Source organism: Bacteroides togonis (genome assembly GCF_900130135.1).
Lineage (GTDB): Bacteria > Bacteroidota > Bacteroidia > Bacteroidales > Bacteroidaceae > Bacteroides > Bacteroides pullorum.
Window position 1 is genome coordinate 2,740,919 of the sequence record NZ_LT670820.1, and the last position, 19,454, is coordinate 2,760,372.

Here is a 19,454-nt window from a genome sequence, read left to right on the forward strand (position 1 = left end):
ATAATTGATAATCATGCAGCCGCTCATCGAAATACAGCACCTCAACGCCGGATACGACGGACGCACCGTCTTGCGCGACGTCGACCTCACCGTCTACGACCGCGACTTCCTGGGCATCATCGGCCCCAACGGAGGCGGAAAGACGACACTCATCCGTTGCATCCTCGGCCTGCTGAAACCCCAAAGCGGCACTATTGCCTTCCATCCGCAAAAGGACAAACAGGCTCCCCTTGCCATCGGTTACCTGCCCCAGTATGCCAGCATCGACCGCAAGTTCCCCATCACCGTCCAGGAGGTCATTCTCTCCGGCCTGAGCAGCCGCAAGGGCCTCAGCGCACGCTACAGCGCCGAGGAACGCCAGCGAGCCGCCAGCGTCATCGCCCGCATGGGACTGGAAGGCATGGAGCAGAAAGCTATCGGCGCCCTGAGCGGCGGACAGCTGCAACGTGCCCTGCTGGGACGCGCCATCGTCTCCGACCCCGAAGTGGTCATCCTCGACGAGCCCGCCACCTATCTGGACCGCCGCTTCGAAGCCCGCCTCTACGAACTGCTGGCCGAAATCAACCGCGACTGCGCCATCATCCTCGTCAGCCACGACATCGGCACCGTGCTCCAGCAGGTGAAGTCCATCGCCTGCGTCAACGAGACACTGCACTACCACCCCGACACGGGCATCACGGGCGAGTGGCTGGAACAGAACTTCAACTGTCCCATCGAGCTGCTGGGCCACGGCAACCTGCCCCACCGCATCCTGAAGGAGCACCGCCACGAATGAGATTTCAGATTTTAGGAATGTAGGGACGCAAAAAAAAGGGGCTTCGGCCCCTTTTTTTAATTGAGAATGGAGAATGGAAAATGGAGAATGAATTTTCAATTATCAATTATCAATTCTCCATTTATAAAGGGCTTCCGCCTTCGCCGTCGTCATCCCCTCCGCCGGGTTCCGGTTCGGGCGTGGGTTCGGGGTCGCTGCCGTCCGGGGTCGAACCGCCCGAAGTCGTGCCGTCCACGATGTCGGCATAGATGCCCACGATGCCGTTCAGATCGTTGATGAAGGCCAGCAGCTCGTCCGTGGGCTGCACGATGGCATAGGCATTCACCGTCTGCACAATCTGGTCGTAGAGCGCGTTCGCCTGGTCCACCACCTGCTCCGAGTCGAGGTCTTCCACATCCATGCGCGCGCTCTTCTCCTGCGCCTTGCCCAGGAAGGCGGCTTCGAAGGCGGCGTTCGCCTCGGCCAGGGCCGTTACCTCGGCGTCGAGGCCCAGCAGGGTGACGGCAGCCTGGTTTTCCTCGGCCTGCAGCACGCCGAGCATGCCCTTGATCTCCGCCGTCTCCTTGCTGTACTCATGCTTGCGGATGCCCTTGTAGGCGGCGAGCTGCGGATCGAGCAGCATGGCGGCCTGGCGCTTGTCTTCGACGGGCGTGGTCTGGTAGGCGATGACGACACTGCTGATGGTGCCCACAGCGTTGTCGCGCACCTTGTCCGTATCGGCCAGCTGGGCGGTGGAGATGTAGGCGCGCTGGCGGTTGACGATGCCGGCGAGCTGGCCGACGGCCTGGCTGTAGGCGGGCTCCAGCGCCTCGATGTGGAGTTCGGCAGGCGTGGTTTTGGTGATAAGGTCGAGTGCGTTGTTGTGGAACTCGCTGCAAGAGCCGATGGTCATGCGGCTCATGCCAAATGATTTGATTTGTGTTGCCATAACGTTAAAATTTTAAGGATTAATAGTGTATTTGATTGGTTTCAGTTTGCCGACAGCTTTCCGCGGCTCGCCGAAGGGCTTCGGAACCTTGCCGACAGCTTTCCGCGGACCTCCGAAGGGCTTCGGAACCCTGCCGACAGCTTTCCGCAGGCTTCCGTAGGGCTTCGGAACCTTGCCGACAGCTTTCCGCGGACTTCCGTAGGGCTTCGGAACCTTGCCGACAGCTTTCCGCAGACTTCCGTAGGGCTTCGGAACCCTGCCGACAGCTTTCCGCGGACCTCCGAAGGGCTTCGGAACCTTGCCGACAGCTTTCCGCGGACCTCCGAAGGGCTTCGGAACCTTGCCGACAGCTTTCCGCGGACTTCCGTAGGGCTACGGCGACTTGCCGAAAGCTGTCGGCAGGCTTTTTTTGCTTTACTGCCCGATGCGCAGCTCCTTCGGCAGGCCGGAAGCCGAGCGCGTGGAGGCGCCGCCGATGTTAAGGCCCGTCACGTCGATGCGGCAGCGGAAGGGGGCGAGGTCAGTCAGCTCCGTGTCGAGCACGAAGAGGTTGCCTGCTCCGTCGGAGCCGTTCTCGCTGTTCAGCCGGTAGCTCGCAGCGTCGCAGGCCTTTGTAGCGAAGGTGCCGGTGAAAGCGAGCCCGCTTCCTTCGGGCTGAATTCGTGCTGCTGTAGTAAGTACTGTCACGCCCGTGCCACGCACGCTGATGGTCTGTCCCTCCAGGCTCTCGCCGCCGAACGTCTCGCCCGGCAGGGCGATGATGTAGGGCACGCCGGCCTCAATCTGATGGTCGGCTGCCGTGGCAGTACTGCCACTGGCGAAAATCAGTGTGTTGGGAGTCTTGAAGTCAGTCAGGCTGCGCAGCCAGTAGTCTCCTGCTAAATCGGTGAGGACGGGCTGCTTGGCAACATCGTCCGCATAGAGCGTGCCGCTGAAGGGCAGGCAGAGGGTTTCCCAGCCGCTGCCGCTGCCGTCGTTCGTGGCCCAGACTTTCGGGCTGCGGGTGTAGGTGGCCTTCGTGGCTGTAAACTTCACGGGCGTGTAGAAGTCCGCACCGTCGGTGAGGACAAGCTCGGCGCAGGTGTAGCTGTCGCCGTCTTTTACGACGATGTTCTTGCCTGCGAATGTGCCCGAGGCTTCGAACACAGCGATGGTGTTAGGATGGCTCGCCAGATCCAGATCTACGTTTCCGTTGTTGTTCGCATAGCCGGTTTCTGTCGATTGTCCTTGATACATCGTGTACGCATAGACTTTCTTGCTTGCATCAGACGTCGGTACGGGGTAGCCGTCCGTGCCGATGGTCTGTCCCCAAACCTGCTCTGCTTTTTCGCCTTGCAGCAGCCAGGCCACTTCGCCGCTCTGGAACTGCTTGGCGGTTTTGGAAGTTCCTTCTCCTGCTGCGCCGCAGGTATCCAGGTAGTAGCAGTTGGTCACGTTGCCCCAGCTATTTCCGCACACGCCGCCGACACTGTAATTACCTTCCACGCTGCCGCTGTTGTAGCAGTTGGTCACGGTGACGTAGTTCCATCCGCACAGGCCGCCGACATACCTGTTGCCTGCCACGCTGCCGGTGTTGTAGCAGTTGGTCACGGTGGCGTAGTTCTGTCCGCACAGGCCGCCGACATTGCTCCCTGTACCTGTTACGCTGCCGGCGTTGTAGCAGTTGGTCACGGTGCCGTCGTTCCTTCCGCACAGGCCGCCGACAGAGTTGACACCTTTGATATAGCTTGCCTTTACGCCCAAGTTTTGCAGGGCTCCACCACTTCCGAGGTAACCCACCAAGCCTTGGATGTCTGCTTCGCTGTTGATATAAATGCCGCTTACGCTGTAGCCGTCGCCATCCAAGGTGCCGGTGAATTGGTTCTCCCAGCTGTTGCCTATCGGCGTCCAGCTGTTTGCCGGAGCGTTGCTTCCCCAGTTTTCCCAGCCCTCGGTGTTGTTCAGCAGGATGTCGGCGGTGAGCTTGATGGTCTTTCCTTCAAAAGTATAACCGGCGTTCACTAGTTTTGCCAGTCCGGCCAATTGTTCTGCGGTAGCTATTTGAAATTCGGTGGCATCAGCCTGATACCAACTCGTATCAACTTCGCCGTCCCATACTTCCCCAGCCCCGTCGGTCTTGGTCGAGGTCTGCCCGTCGAGCCCCAGTTCGGAGAGCAGGCTGTCTTCGCCGCACGCGCCAAAGGTCAGCGTCAGCACGGCCAGGAGCAGCGTCCTGAAAATGTTTACAGTCGTTTTCATACGAAATAATTGGATTTGTTTGTAGATGTTGTGTGGATTCGGTTACCAACCGTAGCTATCGGTGGAGCGTCCCCAACCGGGATTCGGCTTGCTGTTCGTCACCAGCAGGTTGAATTCCGCGTCCAGCTCGATGATTTCGCACTGCGGCGCCTCGTAGGCTTCCTTTCCTTCTTTCAGGTTCGCGTAGTTCTTGTTGATTTGTTCTTTCATACGCTTAAAATGTTTTGCGTGCAAAGATATTTAATTATTAAAGGAAAAGAAATATAAAAGTAAAAAAACTTCGCTACACAGCACAAAAAAAATACGCACAACGAAACAAAGGACATCCACTTGTGCAGACAGCCAATCTTTAACCTATCCTAATATTCGCCCGCAGGGATGCGTATTTAAATACGAAATACTTATCTTTGCCACGTTTTTATAAAAACTCGCAGATTATAACGTTATATCATCTACACAACTGAATGAAACAGTACAAGTTCGTCAACAACCTGACAGGTTGGATTACTTTCTTCATCGCGGCCACGGTCTACTGCCTGACCATCGAGCCGACCGCCAGTTTCTGGGACTGCCCGGAATTCATCACCACCGGTTATAAACTGGAAGTGGGACACCCGCCCGGAGCACCGTTTTTCATGCTCGTGGCCAACTTCTTCTCGCTCTTCGCCTCCGGCCCCTCGGAAGTGGCACGGATGGTGAACTATATGAGCGCGCTGATGAGCGGCGCCTGCATCCTGTTCCTCTTCTGGAGCATCACGCACCTGGTGCGCAAGCTGGTAGTGAAGGACGAAAACCACATTACCCGCGGACAGATGGCCACCATCATGGGTAGCGGCGTAGTGGGCGCGCTGGCCTACACGTTCAGCGACACGTTCTGGTTTTCGGCCGTCGAGGGCGAGGTATATGCGTTCTCGTCGCTGTTCACCGCCATCGTATTCTGGCTCATCCTGAAGTGGGAAGACGTAGCCGACCAGCCACACTCCGACCGCTGGCTCATCCTGATAGCCTACTTGACGGGCCTCAGCATCGGCGTCCACCTGCTGAACTTGCTCTGTCTGCCCGCCATCGTGCTGGTGTACTATTATAAGAAAGTGCCCAACGCCAATGCGAAAGGCTCGCTGCTGGCACTCATCGGCTCTGCCGTGCTGGTAGCCGTGGTGCTCTACGGCATCGTGCCGGGCATCGTGAAGGTGGGCGGATGGTTCGAACTGCTGTTTGTCAACACGCTGGGCATGCCGTTCAACACGGGCGTCATCGTCTACATCATCCTGCTGGCCGCCTGCCTCATCTGGGGCGTGTACGAGAGCTATACAGAGAAAGACAAGATGCGTATGGCCATTTCGTTCGTCCTGACCATCGCCATGCTGGGAATCCCGTTCTACGGACACGGAGCAGGTGCCGTAGTCATCGGCATCATCGTCATCGCCCTGCTGTGGCTCTACCTTAACCCGAAGACGCAGGACCGCCTGAAAGAAAAATACCGCGTCAGCGCCCGCACGCTGAACACCGCCTTGCTGTGCACCATGATGATGGTCATCGGCTACTCGTCGTACGCCCTCATCGTCATCCGCTCCACGGCCAACACGCCGATGGACCAGAACTCGCCCGAAGACATCTTCACGCTGGGCGAATACCTGGGCCGCGAGCAGTATGGCACACGCCCGCTGTTCTACGGACCCGCCTACACTTCGAAGGTAGCCCTCGACGTGAAGGACGGCTATTGCCAGCCGCGCATCTCGTACAACGGCACCAAGTTCATCCGCAAAGAGAAGGCCACGCCCGACGAGAAAGACTCATACATCGAGATACCCGGACGCGTCGACTACGAATATGCACAGAACATGCTCTTCCCCCGCATGTACAGCAGCACACACACCCAGCAGTATGAAGCCTGGCAGGACGTCAAGGGCTACGAAGTGCCCTACGACCAGTGCGGCGAAATGATCATGGTGAAGATGCCTACGCAGTGGGAGAACATCAAGTTCTTCTTCTCCTACCAGCTGAACTGGATGTACTGGCGCTACTTCATGTGGAACTTTGTGGGCCGACAGAACGACATCCAGGGCTTCGGCGAGATAGAGCACGGCAACTGGATCACGGGCATCGACTTCATCGATAATCTGCTCATAGGCGACCAGACTCTGCTCCCCACCGACCTGAAGGAGAACAAGGGACACAACGTGTTCTACGGTCTGCCGTTGCTGCTCGGTATCATCGGCCTGCTGTGGCAAGCCTACCGCGGACAGAAGGGAATCCAGCAGTTCTGGATCGTGTTCTTCCTGTTCTTCATGACGGGTATCGCCATCGTGCTCTACCTGAACCAGACGCCCAGCCAGCCGCGTGAACGCGACTACGCTTACGCCGGTTCGTTCTACGCCTTTGCCATCTGGATCGGCATGGGTGTCGCCGGCCTCATCCAGCTGCTGAGCAAGTGGATGCGGGGCAAAATCGCCGCCCAAGCCGAAACATCGGGCGAAAGTGAGGAAGCTCCCGAACTGAAACCTTCGCTGGCCGTTGCCCTCATCGTCTCCGTCGTCTGCCTCCTTATCCCCATCCAGATGGCCAGCCAGACCTGGGACGACCACGACCGCAGCGACCGCTACATGGCACGCGACTTCGGGCAGAACTACCTGATGTCTCTCCAGGAGAGCGGCAACCCCATCATCTACACCAACGGCGACAACGATACTTTCCCCCTGTGGTACAACCAGGAGACCGAAGGCTTCCGCACCGACGCCCGCACCTGCAACCTGTCGTACCTCAACACCGACTGGTACATCGACCAGATGAAGCGTCCGGCCTACGACTCGCCGTCGCTCCCCATCACCTGGGACCGCATGGACTACGTCGAGGGAACCAACGAATACATCACCGTCCAGCCTGAATACAAGAAGAGCATCGACGCCCTCTACGCGCAGGCCGAGAAGGAAGCCCTTGCAGGCAACCCCGAAGCCAAGATCAACGTACAGAAGGAGTTCGGTGAGAACCCCTACGAGCTGAAGAACATCCTGAAGTACTGGGTACGCAACAAGAACAAGGAACTGCAAGTAATCCCCACGGACAGCGTGGTCATCAAGGTGGACAAGGAAGCCGTACGCCGCAGCGGCATGCTGCTGCCGGGCGACTCCATCCCCGACTACATGCCTATCAAGCTCCGCACCAAGGATTCGCAGGGCAACTACCATCCCAAGCGCGCCCTCTACAAGAGCGAGCTGATGATGCTCGAAATGCTGGCCGAAGCCAACTGGGAGCGTCCCATCTACATCGCCGTCAGCGTAGGACAGGAGAACCAGCTCGGCTTGGACAACTACTTCATCCAGGAAGGTCTCGCCTACCGCTTCACACCCTTCGACACGAACAAGACCGGCGTGAAGATAGACAGCGAAAAGATGTACGACAACCTGATGAACAAGTTCAAGTTCGGCGGCATCGACAAGCCCGGTATCTATATCGACGAGAATGCCATGCGCATGTGCTACTCGCACCGCCGCATCTTCGCACAACTTATCGGACAACTCCTGGCTGAAGGCAAGAATGACAAGGCACGCGCCGCACTGGAGTATGCCGAGAAGATGATTCCGGCCTGCAACGTGCTTTACGACTGGCAGAACGGCTCCCTACAAATGGCCGAAGCCTGGTACAAGCTGGGCGAAATGGAGAAAGGCGACCACATCGCCCAAGCCCTTGCCGACAAGGCCGTCGAATACATGACCTGGTACATGAGCCTCGACGAAGGCCGCTTCATGATTTCCAGCCGCGAATTCGAGTACCACTGGGCACTCCTCAGCGAAGAAGTCAAGAAAATGGAGCAATACAAATCGCCGTTGGCCGAAACCTATCGCGCCAAGTTGGAAGAACTGTATGAGATGTATGTAAACAGAATGAAAAGGTAAATTAGCGGTAAGCAGTGAGTGGTGAGCACTCCATCCGGAGGACACTCATCACTCACTGCTCCACCACTAACCGTTAACCACTAATCACACTACCACCGTGTTTATCGAACAACCTCCCGAACTGTTTCGAAAACTCTATCCCAGCGCCCTGTGGCGGATGAACCCCGACGAGAAAGCCGTCTACCTGACTTTCGACGACGGGCCTATCCCCGTAGTCACGCCCTGGGTACTCGATCTGTTGGACCAACACAACATCAAAGCCACCTTCTTCATGGTGGGCGACAACATTCGAAAACACCCCGAAGAATTCCGCATGGTTGTAGAGCGTGGCCACCGCATCGGCAACCACACCTTCAATCACATCCGCGGTTTCAGCCGCAGATATTTCACCTCCTACAGCTACCTGGAGAATACGGAAGAGGCACACGACTTCATGCTCTCCATCTGCGATCCCGAAACGACCGACAAAGCCCTCCACCCCCTCCTGTTCCGTCCGCCTCATGGCCATATGGGATGGGCGCAATACATGCTACTGAAGCGCAAGTACAAAATCGTCATGTGGGATCTCGTCACCCGCGACTACAGCAAGAAGCTCCGCGGCCCGCAAGTTCTGGCCAACGTCATGCGCTACGCCCGCAACGGCTCCATCATCACTTTCCACGACTCCCTCAAGTCGTGGGACAGCGGCAATCTGCAATATGCCCTCCCCCGCGCCCTCAACTTTCTGGAGGAAGAAGGGTATGCGTTCAAGGTGCTGTAAGCAAAACTGTGGCCACCTGACACAGTGCTTTCTGGTCATCTAACACAGTGCTTCCTGACCTCCTCATACAGTGCTTTATCAGACCATAACGAAGCACTGTGTCGCACCCCGACAAAGCACTGTGTCAGAACGGACGCCACAACGGATAGGAAAGACAAGGGAACAAAGAGTACAGACGCGCAAGTACATGTCTTAAATCTCCTTAACAAAAGGCACGTAAGTCACTTTTTATTTGTTATTTTGCATCAAATTTAGGTGTGTTGTGCCCTAATTGTCCGCAAGCACACCCCCATAGGCCGGATTTTCGATGAATACACTCACTATAACAACCTGTCCATTGTGCGGCGGAAACCATTTGGAAAGGACGCTTACCTGTGTAGACCACTATGCTACAGGCGAAGCCTTCCATTTGTGCCGTTGTCAAGATTGCGGTTTCCTTTTCACGCAAGACTTCCCGACAGAAGCTGAAATCGGCCGTTATTACGAAACTCCAGACTATATTTCCCATTCGGATACGAAGAAGGGTGCCATGAACCGCATCTATCACTGGGTGCGTCACTACATGCTGAAGCGGAAAGCAAAGCTGGTGATGCGTGTCACCCACCGCAAGGACGGACACCTGCTCGACATTGGTACGGGTACGGGCTATTTCGCCGATACAATGAAGCGGCTGGGATGGCAAGTAGAAGCTGTGGAGAAGAATGCCTCCGCCCGCGAATTCGCCAAGGCGCATTTCGGACTGGAGGTACAACCGGAAACAGCCCTGAAAGACTATGTGTCGGGAAGTTTCGACGTCATCACGCTTTGGCACGTATTGGAGCATCTGGAGCATCTGGACGAGACCTGGGAAACTCTGAACACCTTGCTGACAGACAAGGGAATGCTGCTGGTAGCAGTTCCTAACTGTTCTTCGTACGATTCCCGCAAGTATGGAGCCTACTGGGCTGCCTACGATGTACCCCGACACCTGTGGCACTTCACTCCCTCTACCATCCAGCAGTTTGCTTCGAAGCATGGTTTCATCATGTCCGAACGCCATCCGATGCCGTTCGACGCGTTCTATGTATCCATGCTTTCCGAGCGCTACATGAACCGTTCGCTCCCTTTCCTGCGCGGGATGCTGACGGGGACAGTGGCATGGTTCAGTTCGTTGGTACATAAAGAGCGCAGCAGTTCAATGATCTATGTATTCAGAAAAAAGAGTCTATGAAGTCCAAGCCTACCCATCACACGACCTCCCTCTTTGACATGCAGTTTGTCACTTCCTGCATCAGTACGACATTGGTTCTGCTGTTGTTGGGCATGGTGGTATTCTTCGTGCTGGCTGCCCACAACTTGTCAGTGTATGTAAAAGAGAATATCAACTTCTCGATCGTCATCAGCGACGACATGAAGGAGCGTGACATCCTGCGCCTGCAAAAGAACTTGAATAAGGAACCTTTCGTGAAGAGTACCGAATACATTTCCAAAAAACAGGCTTTGGAGGAACAGACCGAAGCAATGGGCACCGATCCGCAAGAATTTCTGGGCTATAACCCCTTCTCGGCCTCCATCGAAGTGAAGTTGAAGTCGGCCTATGCCAACACGGACAGCATCGCCAAAATAGAAAAGCAGATCCGAAAGAATACCGATATACAGGACGTGCTTTATCAAAAAGAATTGGTAAATGCGGTAAACGACAATATCCGCAAGATCAGCCTGCTGCTGCTAGGTCTCGCCGTCATACTGACCCTGATATCATTTGCACTGATCAACAACACTATACGATTGGCTGTTTACTCCAAACGTTTTCTGATACACACTATGAAGCTGGTGGGAGCCAACTGGAGCTTCATCCGACGCCCCTTCTTGCGTCGTAACTTCTGGACAGGCGTATTGGCGGCAGCTTTGGCTGACGGCCTTCTGTGGGGTGCCGCTACCTGGCTGGTAGAAAAGGAGCCTGAACTGGTAAAAGTCGTCACCCCCCAAATCATGCTGCTGGTATCAGTAGCCGTATTGCTTTTTGGCGTGCTTATCACATGGTTATGCGCCCTTTTCTCGGTCAACAAATACCTCCGTATGAAAGCAGGTGCGCTTTATCGCATTTAAGATCAGTCTGACAATAAAAAGGGGTGTTCTATAAATTGAATTACTTATAATACTTTGATAATCAGATAATTATTTGTATATTTAAGCAATAAAAATTGCTGAAAACGATGAAAAAGCAGAACCGATACAGAAACCGCATTAGCAAGAGTCTTTTCGAGTCCGAAGATACTCATACGATTTTGTCGAACCTCGGTAACCCATTGACTGCGCTTGACAACTTGATTGACTTCGAGATGTTTCGCCCTGAACTTGAGGCCGCTCTCTCGAACAAAGAGCGCAAGAGTAACGCTGGGCGCAAGCCTTTCGAACCGGTTCTGATGTTCAAGGTTCTGTTTTTACAACGCTACTACGGCCTGGGAGACCATCAAATCCAATACCAGATTGTTGATCGGACGAGCTTCCGCCAGTTCCTTGGTATAGAGAGCGTAAAGGACGTTCCCGATGAAAAGACGGTCTGGAAATACAAGGAGGCGTTGCAAGTCTGTGGCGCGTACGACAGACTGTTCGACATGTTCCGCCGGTACATGGAGGATAGAGGTCTTGTTTTCAACAGCGGCAAGATAGTGGATGCGAGTTTTGTCACCGCTCCCCGTCAGCGCAACACTCGCGAGGAAAACCGGCAGATAAAAGCCGGCAGGGGTGATGAACTTTGGAATGACAATCCACACAAGAAGTGCCATAAGGACACTGATGCCCGTTGGACGAAGAAGCGTGGTGAAACTTATTACGGATACAAGAACCACTCCAAGGTGTGTGCCAAAACGAAGATCGTGCTTGCCTACGACACCACATCCGCCAGTGTGCACGACTCGAAGAAGGTCACCGACTTGATTACGGATGAAGACAAGGGGAAAGCCTTGTACCTTGATGCCGGATATGTCGGCAAGGACGATGAGGTCAGGAAACGTGGAATGACCCCTGTCATATGTGAAAAAGGACACAGGAATCGTCCGCTGACAGAAACCCAAAAGGCCAACAACAGGACAAAGTCCAAAGTGCGCAGCCGTGTGGAGCATGTCTTTGGCTTCATGGAACAGAGTATGCACGGGCTGTTCGTCCGCACGGTCGGGATAAGCCGAGCGAAAGCCAATACCGCACTGACGAGCCTAATGTACAATATCTGCCGCTTCTGTCAGATTGTCAAGTATCATGGCGATTGGCTGGCTACTTGTGAGGGATAGTTATGCCTTAAATATTAATTTATGTTAAAATTGGGGGGTGATATAGTTATGAGCTAAAACACATACTTTTACATCGTGAATTAATAAAATCCGTGTCGGTCAGGCTTAATCGGGTTCTCCCGATCATCACGAAGTGTTAATTATAGAACCCCTCAAAAAAGATTTAAGAATATGGATAAGAAAAAGTTTGCTTTCGACAAGACCAATTTCATTCTGCTGGCCGTGGGTATGCTGGTGGTCATCATCGGCTTTGTGCTGATGACGGGCCCTTCGTCCACGCCGACGCACTTCGAGCCCGATATCTTCAGTGCGCGCCGCATCAAGGTAGCTCCTGTAGTGTGCCTGCTGGGCTTCCTGTTCATGATTTATGGCGTGTTGCGCCGCCCCAAGGATGAAAATGTTTCAGAAGAAGAATAACATAAATTGAATAGATAAACAATATGGGTGATTTGACTACATGGGAGGCAATAATTATTGCTGTAGTGGAAGGATTGACGGAATTTTTGCCTGTTTCTTCTACTGGACATATGATTATAACACAGAATATGTTGGGAGTGGAGAGCACAGAGTTTGTGAAGGCTTTTACTGTAATTATACAATTTGGCGCCATTCTTTCGGTCGTATGTTTGTATTGGAAGCGTTTCTTTCGTCTGAACCATACGCCTGCTCCGCAAGGTGCGTCTTCTCTACAACGCTTTCTGCATAAATTTGATTTTTATTGGAAGTTACTTGTAGCTTTTATACCGGCTGCTGTTTTAGGTTTTCTGTTCAGTGACAAAATAGATGCGATGCTTGAAAGTGTGGTAGTTGTAGCTGTAATGCTTGTGATAGGGGGCATTTTCATGCTATTTTGTGACCGTATCTTCTCCAAGGGCAGTGAGAAGACGGAAGTGACGGAAAAGCGAGCCTTCTTTATCGGTTTGTTTCAGTGTATAGCGATGATACCCGGAGTTTCTCGTTCTATGGCTACGATTGTAGGTGGTATGTCCCAAAAGCTGACGCGTAAAGATGCAGCAGAGTTTTCGTTCTTTTTGGCTGTCCCTACAATGTTTGCAGCAACGGCTTATAAAGTCTTGAAATTGTTTTTGGATGGAGGAACCGAGATTCTGGTCAATAATTTGTCTGCTTTGCTTATAGGTAACGTGGTTGCATTTATAGTCGCATTATTGGCTATCAAATTCTTTATCAGTTTTGTTACCAAATATGGATTCAAAGCTTTTGGCTGGTATCGGATTATTGTAGGAGGATTGATCATAATTATGTTGCTGTGTGGACACTCGCTGGAGGTCTTATAAAGATAGATGATGAATTTCAAGAAAGGAGAAGTCTTATACCTGAACAAGCCGTTGGGCTGGACATCGTTCAAGGTGGTGGGCCACGTGCGTTACCACATCTGCCGGCGGCTGGGCGTGAAGAAGTTGAAAGTGGGCCATGCCGGTACGCTCGACCCCCTGGCTACGGGTGTCATGATTGTGTGCACGGGCAAGGCAACGAAGCGGATAGAAGAGTTCCAGTATCACACGAAGGAGTACATCGCCACCATCCGGCTGGGCGCCACGACTCCTTCCTACGACCTGGAGCACGAGATAGATGCCGTCTATCCCACGGAGCACATCACCCGCGAGCTGGTAGAAGAGACGCTGAAACGTTTTGTCGGCGAGATACAACAGATCCCTCCCGCTTTCTCTGCCTGTATGGTGAACGGCAAGCGCGCCTATGACCTAGCGCGTAAGGGTGAGGACGTGGAATTGAAACCCAAGTTGCTCGTAATTGATGAGATAGAGCTGTTGGAATGCAATTTGCCTGAAATAAAAGTACGTGTGGTATGTAGCAAAGGTACCTATATCCGTGCCCTGGCCCGCGACATCGGCGAAGCACTGAACAGCGGCGCCCACCTGACAGCCTTGGAACGTACACGCGTAGGGGATGTTCGTATTGAGGACTGCCTCAATCCGCTCGACTTCAAGGACTGGATCAATGCACAGGAAATAGAGACAGATACAGAAGAGGAACAATAAAATCAACCCAATATAAAAGAAAGGAAAGATATGAAACTGTCGCAATTCAAATTCAAGCTTCCTGAGGAAAGGATCGCTTTACATCCCACCAAGTACAGGGATGAGTCGCGTCTGATGGTGCTGCACCGCAAGACAGGGGAAATAGAACATCGGATGTTCAAGGACATATTGGAGTATTTCGACGACAAGGACGTGTTTGTATTCAACGACACCAAAGTATTCCCCGCCCGCCTGTACGGCAACAAAGAGAAAACAGGAGCCCGTATCGAAGTATTCCTGTTGCGCGAGCTGAATGAAGAACTGCGTTTGTGGGACGTACTCGTCGACCCTGCCCGCAAGATACGTATCGGAAATAAGCTCTACTTTGGAGACGACGATTCAATGGTAGCCGAAGTCATTGATAACACCACTTCACGTGGACGTACCCTGCGCTTTCTTTACGACGGCCCGCACGATGAATTCAAGAAGGCACTCTACGCATTAGGAGAAACTCCACTGCCTCATAGCATCATCAACCGTCCTGTAGAACCAGAAGACGCCGAACGTTTCCAATCTATCTTTGCCCGCCACGAAGGTGCCGTAACGGCTCCAACAGCCAATCTGCACTTCAGCCGCGAGTTGATGAAACGCATGGAAATCAAAGGAATAGACTTTGCGTACATCACACTTCACGCAGGTTTAGGCAATTTCCGCGAAATTGATGTGGAAGATCTGACGAAACACAAAACAGACTCTGAGCAGATGATTGTAGATCAGGAAGCCGTGAATATCGTGAATCGTGCCAAGGACCTGAACAAGCAAGTGTGTGCTGTAGGCACAACCGTAATGCGTGCCATCGAAAGTACCGTCAGCACCGACGGCCATCTGAAGACTTACGACGGCTGGACGAATAAGTTCATTTTCCCACCCTATGATTTTACGGTAGCCAATGCAATGATATCTAATTTCCATATGCCACTTTCTACTTTGTTGATGATTGTGGCCGCTTTCGGAGGATATGAGCAGGTGATGAATGCTTACGACGTAGCTCTAAAAGAAGAGTACCGTTTCGGTACTTATGGTGACGCTATGCTTATTACAGATAAATAATCATTTAATGGAGGATTCTTCATTTATATATTATTTAGGTCTGGGTACCAATCTCGGTAATAAAGAGCAAAATCTTCGCGATGCTGTTCAGAAGATAGAAGAGCGGATAGGGAAAATAGTTTCCCTGTCCGCTTTTTACGCAACTGTCCCTTGGGGATTTGACTCTGCAAACGGTTTTTTGAATGCAGCCTGTCGAGTTGATACGTCCCTGCATCCCTTACAAGTTCTGGAAAGTACACAAGCGATAGAGTACAAAATGGGACGTAGAGGTAAATCTGTAGACGGTATTTATCATGACCGTATCATTGACATTGACCTGCTAATTTGCCTAGATATATCGGGCAGAGAAGTACTCATGGACACTCCGCAACTGAAGCTACCTCACCCATTGATACATCTCCGCGATTTTGTAATGAAACCACTAAAAGAAATAGCTCCTGAGCTGACATATTCAATCTTATCAAAACAAAAAGAAATATGAAAAAAATAGGATTGTTTATCCTGCTTCTATGGGTTATACTGTGTATAAAAGCCCAAGAGAAGAATGAATTTACCGTATTGCAATGGAACATCTGGCAGGAAGGTACGCAGGTAAAGGGAGGATATGATGCCATTGTGGACGAGATAGTCCGCCTGAAACCCGACTTTGTAACACTCAGTGAAGTAAGGAATTATAAGAATACCCGCTTTTGCGACCGTATCGTCCAATCGTTGAAGCAACGAGGCGAAATTTATTATTCCTTTTTCAGTTATGATTCGGGACTGCTGAGCCGTTATCCCATTACAGATTCATTGACCGTTTTCCCCCTGAAGGACGACCACGGGAGCATTTACAAGATGGTAAGTTCCATCCACGGGCATCGAATAGCCGTCTATACGGCCCATCTGGACTACCTGAGCGATGCCTATTACAACGTACGCGGTTATGATGGCTCCACCTGGAAGGAAATCCCCATTCCGCAGACGGTGTGCGAAGTGTTGCAGGTGAACGACGCTTCCCTGCGCGACGACGCTATCCGCAACTTCATCGCCGAAGCGAAGAAAGACATTGCCGAAGGGACCATCGTGATATTGGGCGGCGACTTCAACGAGCCGTCACACCTCGACTGGACGCGCGAGACAAAAGACCTCTTCGACCACAACGGCCTGATTGTGCCCTGGACGGTTCCCCTGCTTCTAGACAACAACGGTTTTGTCGATACGTACCGCGAACTCTATCCCGACGTTATCAACTATCCCGGTTTCACTTTCCCTGCCGACAACCCGCTTATCCCCGTCGAGAAGCTGACGTGGGCACCCAAAGCCGATGAACGCGACCGTATAGACTATGTTTTTTACCATCCGCATCCGGCCGTTGAACTGAAGGATGCCGTCATCTTCGGCCCCCGTGGCTCCATCGTCAACAGCAAGCGTATGCCCGAAGAATCGAAAGACCGTTTCCTGCAGCCTTTGGGCGTTTGGCCTACCGACCATAAAGGGGTGCTAGTAACTTTCAGACTAAAATAATCTTCGTGTAACGTTAATTTTGGCCTAAAGCATCGTTTCTTGAAGAAAAAGCGCTATCTTTGTACCCGAAATAACAATGTGGAAAGATTTGAGTAGCTTGCAACCACAGAAAAAAATGCTAAAACACATACTTTTCTGAACAGTACGGCCACGAGCCGATACTTCTACTCGCTGAACTTTCCCATTCAAACTTTGTTTTATTAATTATTATTTAACTGTTATTGAAATGGGATACTTGTTTACATCCGAATCGGTGTCTGAAGGACACCCCGACAAAGTGGCCGACCAAATATCGGACGCTGTACTTGACAAACTGTTGGCCTACGACCCTAGTTCGAAGGTAGCTTGCGAAACGCTGGTAACAACCGGACAGGTAGTACTGGCCGGTGAAGTAAAGACTAAAGCTTACGTAGACCTCCAACTCATTGCACGTGAAGTCATCAAGAAGATTGGTTATACGAAAGGCGAATACATGTTCGAGAGCAACTCATGCGGCGTGCTGAGCGCCATCCACGAGCAAAGCCCTGACATCAACCGTGGTGTGGAGCGTCAGGATCCCATGGAGCAAGGTGCAGGCGACCAAGGTATGATGTTCGGTTACGCCACCAACGAGACAGAGAACTACATGCCACTCTCACTCGACTTAGCACACCGCATCCTTCAGGTGCTGGCCGACATTCGCCGCGAAGGCAAACAGATGACCTACTTACGCCCCGACGCCAAGAGCCAAGTAACTATCGAATACGACGACAACAACACGCCTGTACGCATTGATACTATCGTCGTTTCCACGCAGCACGACGACTTCATCCAGCCTGCCGATGGTACGGAGGCTGCCCAACTGAAAGCCGATGAAGAAATGCTGGCCGTCATCCGCAAGGATGTCATCGAAGTGCTGATGCCTCGTGTCATCGCTTCTATCCATGCTCCGAAGGTGCTTGCTTTGTTTAATGACCACATCACCTATCACGTCAATCCTACTGGTAAGTTCGTAATCGGAGGTCCTCATGGCGATACCGGCCTGACGGGTCGTAAGATTATTGTAGACACCTATGGTGGTAAGGGTGCACACGGTGGTGGTGCCTTCTCGGGTAAAGACCCCTCTAAGGTAGACCGCTCGGCTGCCTATGCTGCCCGTCACATTGCCAAAAACCTTGTTGCAGCCGGTGTGGCCGACGAAATCTTGGTACAGGTCAGCTATGCCATCGGTGTGGCACGCCCCATCAACATTTACGTCAACACCTATGGACGTAGCCATGTGAATATGAGCGACGGTGAGATAGCCCGCAAGATTGACGAAATCTTCGATCTCCGCCCCAAAGCCATTGAGGATCGTCTGAAACTGCGTAACCCCATCTATCAGGAAACGGCAGCTTACGGACACATGGGACGTGAGCCTCAAATTGTGACCAAGCATTTCCGTAGCCGTTACGAAGGCAACAAGGATGTTACGGTAGAGCTCTTCACGTGGGAGAAACTCGACTATGTAGATAAGGTAAAAGCTGCTTTCGGATTGTAATCCGGCAGTATTTGTTCTTACCGAGGGTGTGTCAAAGAAAAGGAATCCTTTTGGTACACCCTCGTTTTTTTGTCTATAAGCGTACTTTTCTGACTGAAATCATGTACCTTTGCCTGCAAAACCAATCCGTGTCATCATGATGAATAAGATTAATGCTGTCTGTGTCTATAGTGCATCGAGTACGAAAATCGATTCTGTGTATTTTGAAACAGCACATGAGTTAGGTACCCTGTTGGCCCAGAATGGTATCCGTGTAGTCAACGGTGCCGGGAATATGGGACTAATGGCAGCTGTCTCCGATGCGACATTGGCGGCTGGAGGGAAGGTAACAGGTGTCATTCCCCATTTTATGGTAGAGCAGAACTGGCATCATACTGGATTGAGCGAACTAATAGAAGTTGACACCATGCACGAACGCAAGCAGAAGATGGCTACCCTGAGCGACGCTGTCATCGCCCTGCCCGGCGGCTGTGGCACACTAGAAGAGCTGCTCGAGATCATCACTTGGAAGCAACTGGGCCTCTATCTGAAGCCCATCGTCATCCTGAACGTGAAAGGCTACTACGACCCGCTACTCGAGATGTTCGCCCGTGCAGCAGAAGAACATTTCATGGGTATTCGCCACATGGATATCTGGCGTGTAGCCAATACACCTGAAGAGGCCATAACACAAATACAAACCACTCCTATCTGGGACGTTTCCATCCGCAAATTTGCTGCCCTATGATGCTTTCGCCACTACTCCAGGCTATACCCATCTCAGAACAAGGCATCCCCCTGCCCTATCTGCCAGGACGTGACGATACCATCGCGTTGCTACTATTGTGCTGCTTCCTACTATCATCCTATATTCTCTCCCGCAGCCGTAAGTTTTTGCTCCAGCTAGGCAAAGACTTTATCATGCACCGTGAACGAGCTAGCATCTTTGCAATATCCTCAGGAACAGACATTCGTTTTCTGCTGGTACTGATTCTTCAAACCTGCGTACTGGCCGGCATTTACCTCTTCGTCTGTTTCAGCGACCTCTACCCTGAAATAATCCATACTATACCATCTTCCTTCCTCCTTGCCGGCTACATAGCAAGTTGCATACTATACCTCTTTCTGAAATGGTCTATCTATTCTATGCTTGGATGGATTTTCTTTGACAAAGGTACAGTGGATTTCTGGATGGAATCTTATTCCACTCTCTTATACTATATGGGATTCGGGCTTTTTCTCTCTATTCTCATGGTAGTCTACCTCGATTTCAGTCTGCAAAATTGTGTTATAATCGGCCTCCTTCTGCTTGGTTTGGTTAAAATATTGATGTTTTACAAATGGATAAAGCTTTTTTGTCACAATTTATTCGGCTGTTTCCTTTTAATTTTATACTTTTGTGCCCTTGAAATCAGCCCTTGTATTATGTTATACAGCGGTTTGACACAACTAAACGATTTTTTGACAATAAAATTTTAGG

Annotated in this window: 18 protein-coding genes; 15 read left to right on the forward strand and 3 right to left on the reverse strand. The window is 51.9% G+C overall.

From position 1 onward, the window contains the following. Window positions 1-13: 13 nt before the first annotated feature. Window positions 14-775, forward strand: coding sequence for a metal ABC transporter ATP-binding protein (locus BQ8005_RS11670; protein WP_075318169.1), 762 nt, complete (start codon window positions 14-16; stop codon window positions 773-775). A gap of 121 nt (window positions 776-896) precedes the next feature. On the opposite strand, the gene BQ8005_RS11675 is transcribed toward BQ8005_RS11670, so the two are convergent. The 3 genes from BQ8005_RS11675 to BQ8005_RS17415 form a co-directional block, all read right to left on the reverse strand. Continuing rightward, window positions 897-1,703, reverse strand: coding sequence for a DUF6261 family protein (locus tag BQ8005_RS11675; protein ID WP_159436249.1), 807 nt, complete (start codon window positions 1,701-1,703; stop codon window positions 897-899). 414 nt (window positions 1,704-2,117) lie between these two features. Then, on the reverse strand, window positions 2,118-3,941 hold the full coding sequence (locus tag BQ8005_RS11680; RefSeq protein ID WP_075318171.1) for a GLUG motif-containing protein: 1,824 nt from the start codon (window positions 3,939-3,941) through the stop codon (window positions 2,118-2,120). 42 nt (window positions 3,942-3,983) lie between these two features. Beyond that, window positions 3,984-4,151 (reverse strand): hypothetical protein, encoded by a 168-nt coding sequence (locus BQ8005_RS17415; RefSeq protein ID WP_159436250.1) that lies wholly within the window; start codon window positions 4,149-4,151, stop codon window positions 3,984-3,986. A gap of 254 nt (window positions 4,152-4,405) precedes the next feature. On the opposite strand from BQ8005_RS17415, the gene BQ8005_RS11685 reads away from it, so the two are divergent. The 14 genes from BQ8005_RS11685 to BQ8005_RS11750 all read left to right on the forward strand — a co-directional run bounded on the left by BQ8005_RS11685 (window position 4,406) and on the right by BQ8005_RS11750 (window position 19,453). Then, on the forward strand, window positions 4,406-7,834 hold the full coding sequence (locus BQ8005_RS11685) for a protein O-mannosyl-transferase family (RefSeq protein ID WP_075318172.1): 3,429 nt from the start codon (window positions 4,406-4,408) through the stop codon (window positions 7,832-7,834). A gap of 97 nt (window positions 7,835-7,931) precedes the next feature. Further along, a complete protein-coding gene (locus BQ8005_RS11690) occupies window positions 7,932-8,594 on the forward strand; it encodes a polysaccharide deacetylase family protein (RefSeq protein ID WP_021846671.1) in 663 nt (220 codons plus the stop codon). A 307-nt stretch (window positions 8,595-8,901) separates the two neighbouring features. After that, window positions 8,902-9,804 carry a class I SAM-dependent methyltransferase gene (locus tag BQ8005_RS11695; RefSeq protein ID WP_075318173.1) on the forward strand — a complete coding sequence of 301 codons (903 nt, stop codon included), beginning with the start codon at window positions 8,902-8,904 and terminating at the stop codon, window positions 9,802-9,804. Further along, entirely contained in the window at window positions 9,801-10,682 is an 882-nt protein-coding gene (locus BQ8005_RS11700) for a cell division protein FtsX (protein ID WP_021846673.1), read from the forward strand. Before BQ8005_RS11695 ends, BQ8005_RS11700 begins: the two co-directional genes overlap by 4 nt. A 107-nt stretch (window positions 10,683-10,789) precedes the next feature. Continuing rightward, window positions 10,790-11,863, forward strand: a complete 1,074-nt coding sequence (locus tag BQ8005_RS11705) for an IS5 family transposase (RefSeq protein ID WP_075317828.1) — start codon at window positions 10,790-10,792, stop codon at window positions 11,861-11,863. A gap of 171 nt (window positions 11,864-12,034) precedes the next feature. Continuing rightward, window positions 12,035-12,280 (forward strand): DUF3098 domain-containing protein, encoded by a 246-nt coding sequence (locus BQ8005_RS11710; protein WP_075318174.1) that lies wholly within the window; start codon window positions 12,035-12,037, stop codon window positions 12,278-12,280. Between the two features lie 23 nt (window positions 12,281-12,303). Continuing rightward, window positions 12,304-13,158, forward strand: coding sequence for an undecaprenyl-diphosphate phosphatase (locus BQ8005_RS11715; protein WP_022021780.1), 855 nt, complete (start codon window positions 12,304-12,306; stop codon window positions 13,156-13,158). Between the two features lie 6 nt (window positions 13,159-13,164). Next, window positions 13,165-13,881 carry a tRNA pseudouridine(55) synthase TruB gene (gene truB / locus BQ8005_RS11720; protein ID WP_075318175.1) on the forward strand — a complete coding sequence of 239 codons (717 nt, stop codon included), beginning with the start codon at window positions 13,165-13,167 and terminating at the stop codon, window positions 13,879-13,881. A gap of 30 nt (window positions 13,882-13,911) precedes the next feature. Then, the gene (queA, locus tag BQ8005_RS11725; RefSeq protein WP_075318176.1) at window positions 13,912-14,970 is read left to right on the forward strand and encodes a tRNA preQ1(34) S-adenosylmethionine ribosyltransferase-isomerase QueA; all 1,059 of its coding nucleotides are present in this window, start codon (window positions 13,912-13,914) and stop codon (window positions 14,968-14,970) included. 7 nt (window positions 14,971-14,977) lie between these two features. Then, window positions 14,978-15,451 carry a 2-amino-4-hydroxy-6-hydroxymethyldihydropteridine diphosphokinase gene (gene folK / locus BQ8005_RS11730; protein WP_075318177.1) on the forward strand — a complete coding sequence of 158 codons (474 nt, stop codon included), beginning with the start codon at window positions 14,978-14,980 and terminating at the stop codon, window positions 15,449-15,451. Then, entirely contained in the window at window positions 15,448-16,476 is a 1,029-nt protein-coding gene (locus BQ8005_RS11735; RefSeq protein WP_075318178.1) for an endonuclease/exonuclease/phosphatase family protein, read from the forward strand. Before folK ends, BQ8005_RS11735 begins: the two co-directional genes overlap by 4 nt. A 226-nt stretch (window positions 16,477-16,702) precedes the next feature. Beyond that, the gene (gene metK, locus BQ8005_RS11740) at window positions 16,703-17,995 is read left to right on the forward strand and encodes a methionine adenosyltransferase (protein WP_075318179.1); all 1,293 of its coding nucleotides are present in this window, start codon (window positions 16,703-16,705) and stop codon (window positions 17,993-17,995) included. Window positions 17,996-18,134: 139 nt separating this feature from the next. Next, on the forward strand, window positions 18,135-18,722 hold the full coding sequence (locus BQ8005_RS11745) for an LOG family protein (RefSeq protein ID WP_111936110.1): 588 nt from the start codon (window positions 18,135-18,137) through the stop codon (window positions 18,720-18,722). Continuing rightward, on the forward strand, window positions 18,722-19,453 hold the full coding sequence (locus tag BQ8005_RS11750) for a DUF4271 domain-containing protein (RefSeq protein ID WP_075319167.1): 732 nt from the start codon (window positions 18,722-18,724) through the stop codon (window positions 19,451-19,453). The genes BQ8005_RS11745 and BQ8005_RS11750 overlap by 1 nt, the downstream gene beginning before the upstream one ends. The last annotated feature ends 1 nt before the right edge of the window (window position 19,454 follow it).

Coding starts and splice junctions, on each gene's coding strand:
- BQ8005_RS11670 (WP_075318169.1), top strand. CDS start 14: ATGCAGCCGCTCATCGAAATACAGCACCTCAACGCCGGATACGACGGA.
- BQ8005_RS11675 (WP_159436249.1), bottom strand. CDS start 1,703: ATGGCAACACAAATCAAATCATTTGGCATGAGCCGCATGACCATCGGC.
- BQ8005_RS11680 (WP_075318171.1), bottom strand. CDS start 3,941: ATGAAAACGACTGTAAACATTTTCAGGACGCTGCTCCTGGCCGTGCTG.
- BQ8005_RS17415 (WP_159436250.1), bottom strand. CDS start 4,151: ATGAAAGAACAAATCAACAAGAACTACGCGAACCTGAAAGAAGGAAAG.
- BQ8005_RS11685 (WP_075318172.1), top strand. CDS start 4,406: ATGAAACAGTACAAGTTCGTCAACAACCTGACAGGTTGGATTACTTTC.
- BQ8005_RS11695 (WP_075318173.1), top strand. CDS start 8,902: ATGAATACACTCACTATAACAACCTGTCCATTGTGCGGCGGAAACCAT.
- BQ8005_RS11700 (WP_021846673.1), top strand. CDS start 9,801: ATGAAGTCCAAGCCTACCCATCACACGACCTCCCTCTTTGACATGCAG.
- BQ8005_RS11705 (WP_075317828.1), top strand. CDS start 10,790: ATGAAAAAGCAGAACCGATACAGAAACCGCATTAGCAAGAGTCTTTTC.
- BQ8005_RS11710 (WP_075318174.1), top strand. CDS start 12,035: ATGGATAAGAAAAAGTTTGCTTTCGACAAGACCAATTTCATTCTGCTG.
- BQ8005_RS11715 (WP_022021780.1), top strand. CDS start 12,304: ATGGGTGATTTGACTACATGGGAGGCAATAATTATTGCTGTAGTGGAA.
- truB (WP_075318175.1), top strand. CDS start 13,165: ATGATGAATTTCAAGAAAGGAGAAGTCTTATACCTGAACAAGCCGTTG.
- queA (WP_075318176.1), top strand. CDS start 13,912: ATGAAACTGTCGCAATTCAAATTCAAGCTTCCTGAGGAAAGGATCGCT.
- folK (WP_075318177.1), top strand. CDS start 14,978: ATGGAGGATTCTTCATTTATATATTATTTAGGTCTGGGTACCAATCTC.
- BQ8005_RS11735 (WP_075318178.1), top strand. CDS start 15,448: ATGAAAAAAATAGGATTGTTTATCCTGCTTCTATGGGTTATACTGTGT.
- metK (WP_075318179.1), top strand. CDS start 16,703: ATGGGATACTTGTTTACATCCGAATCGGTGTCTGAAGGACACCCCGAC.
- BQ8005_RS11745 (WP_111936110.1), top strand. CDS start 18,135: ATGAATAAGATTAATGCTGTCTGTGTCTATAGTGCATCGAGTACGAAA.
- BQ8005_RS11750 (WP_075319167.1), top strand. CDS start 18,722: ATGCTTTCGCCACTACTCCAGGCTATACCCATCTCAGAACAAGGCATC.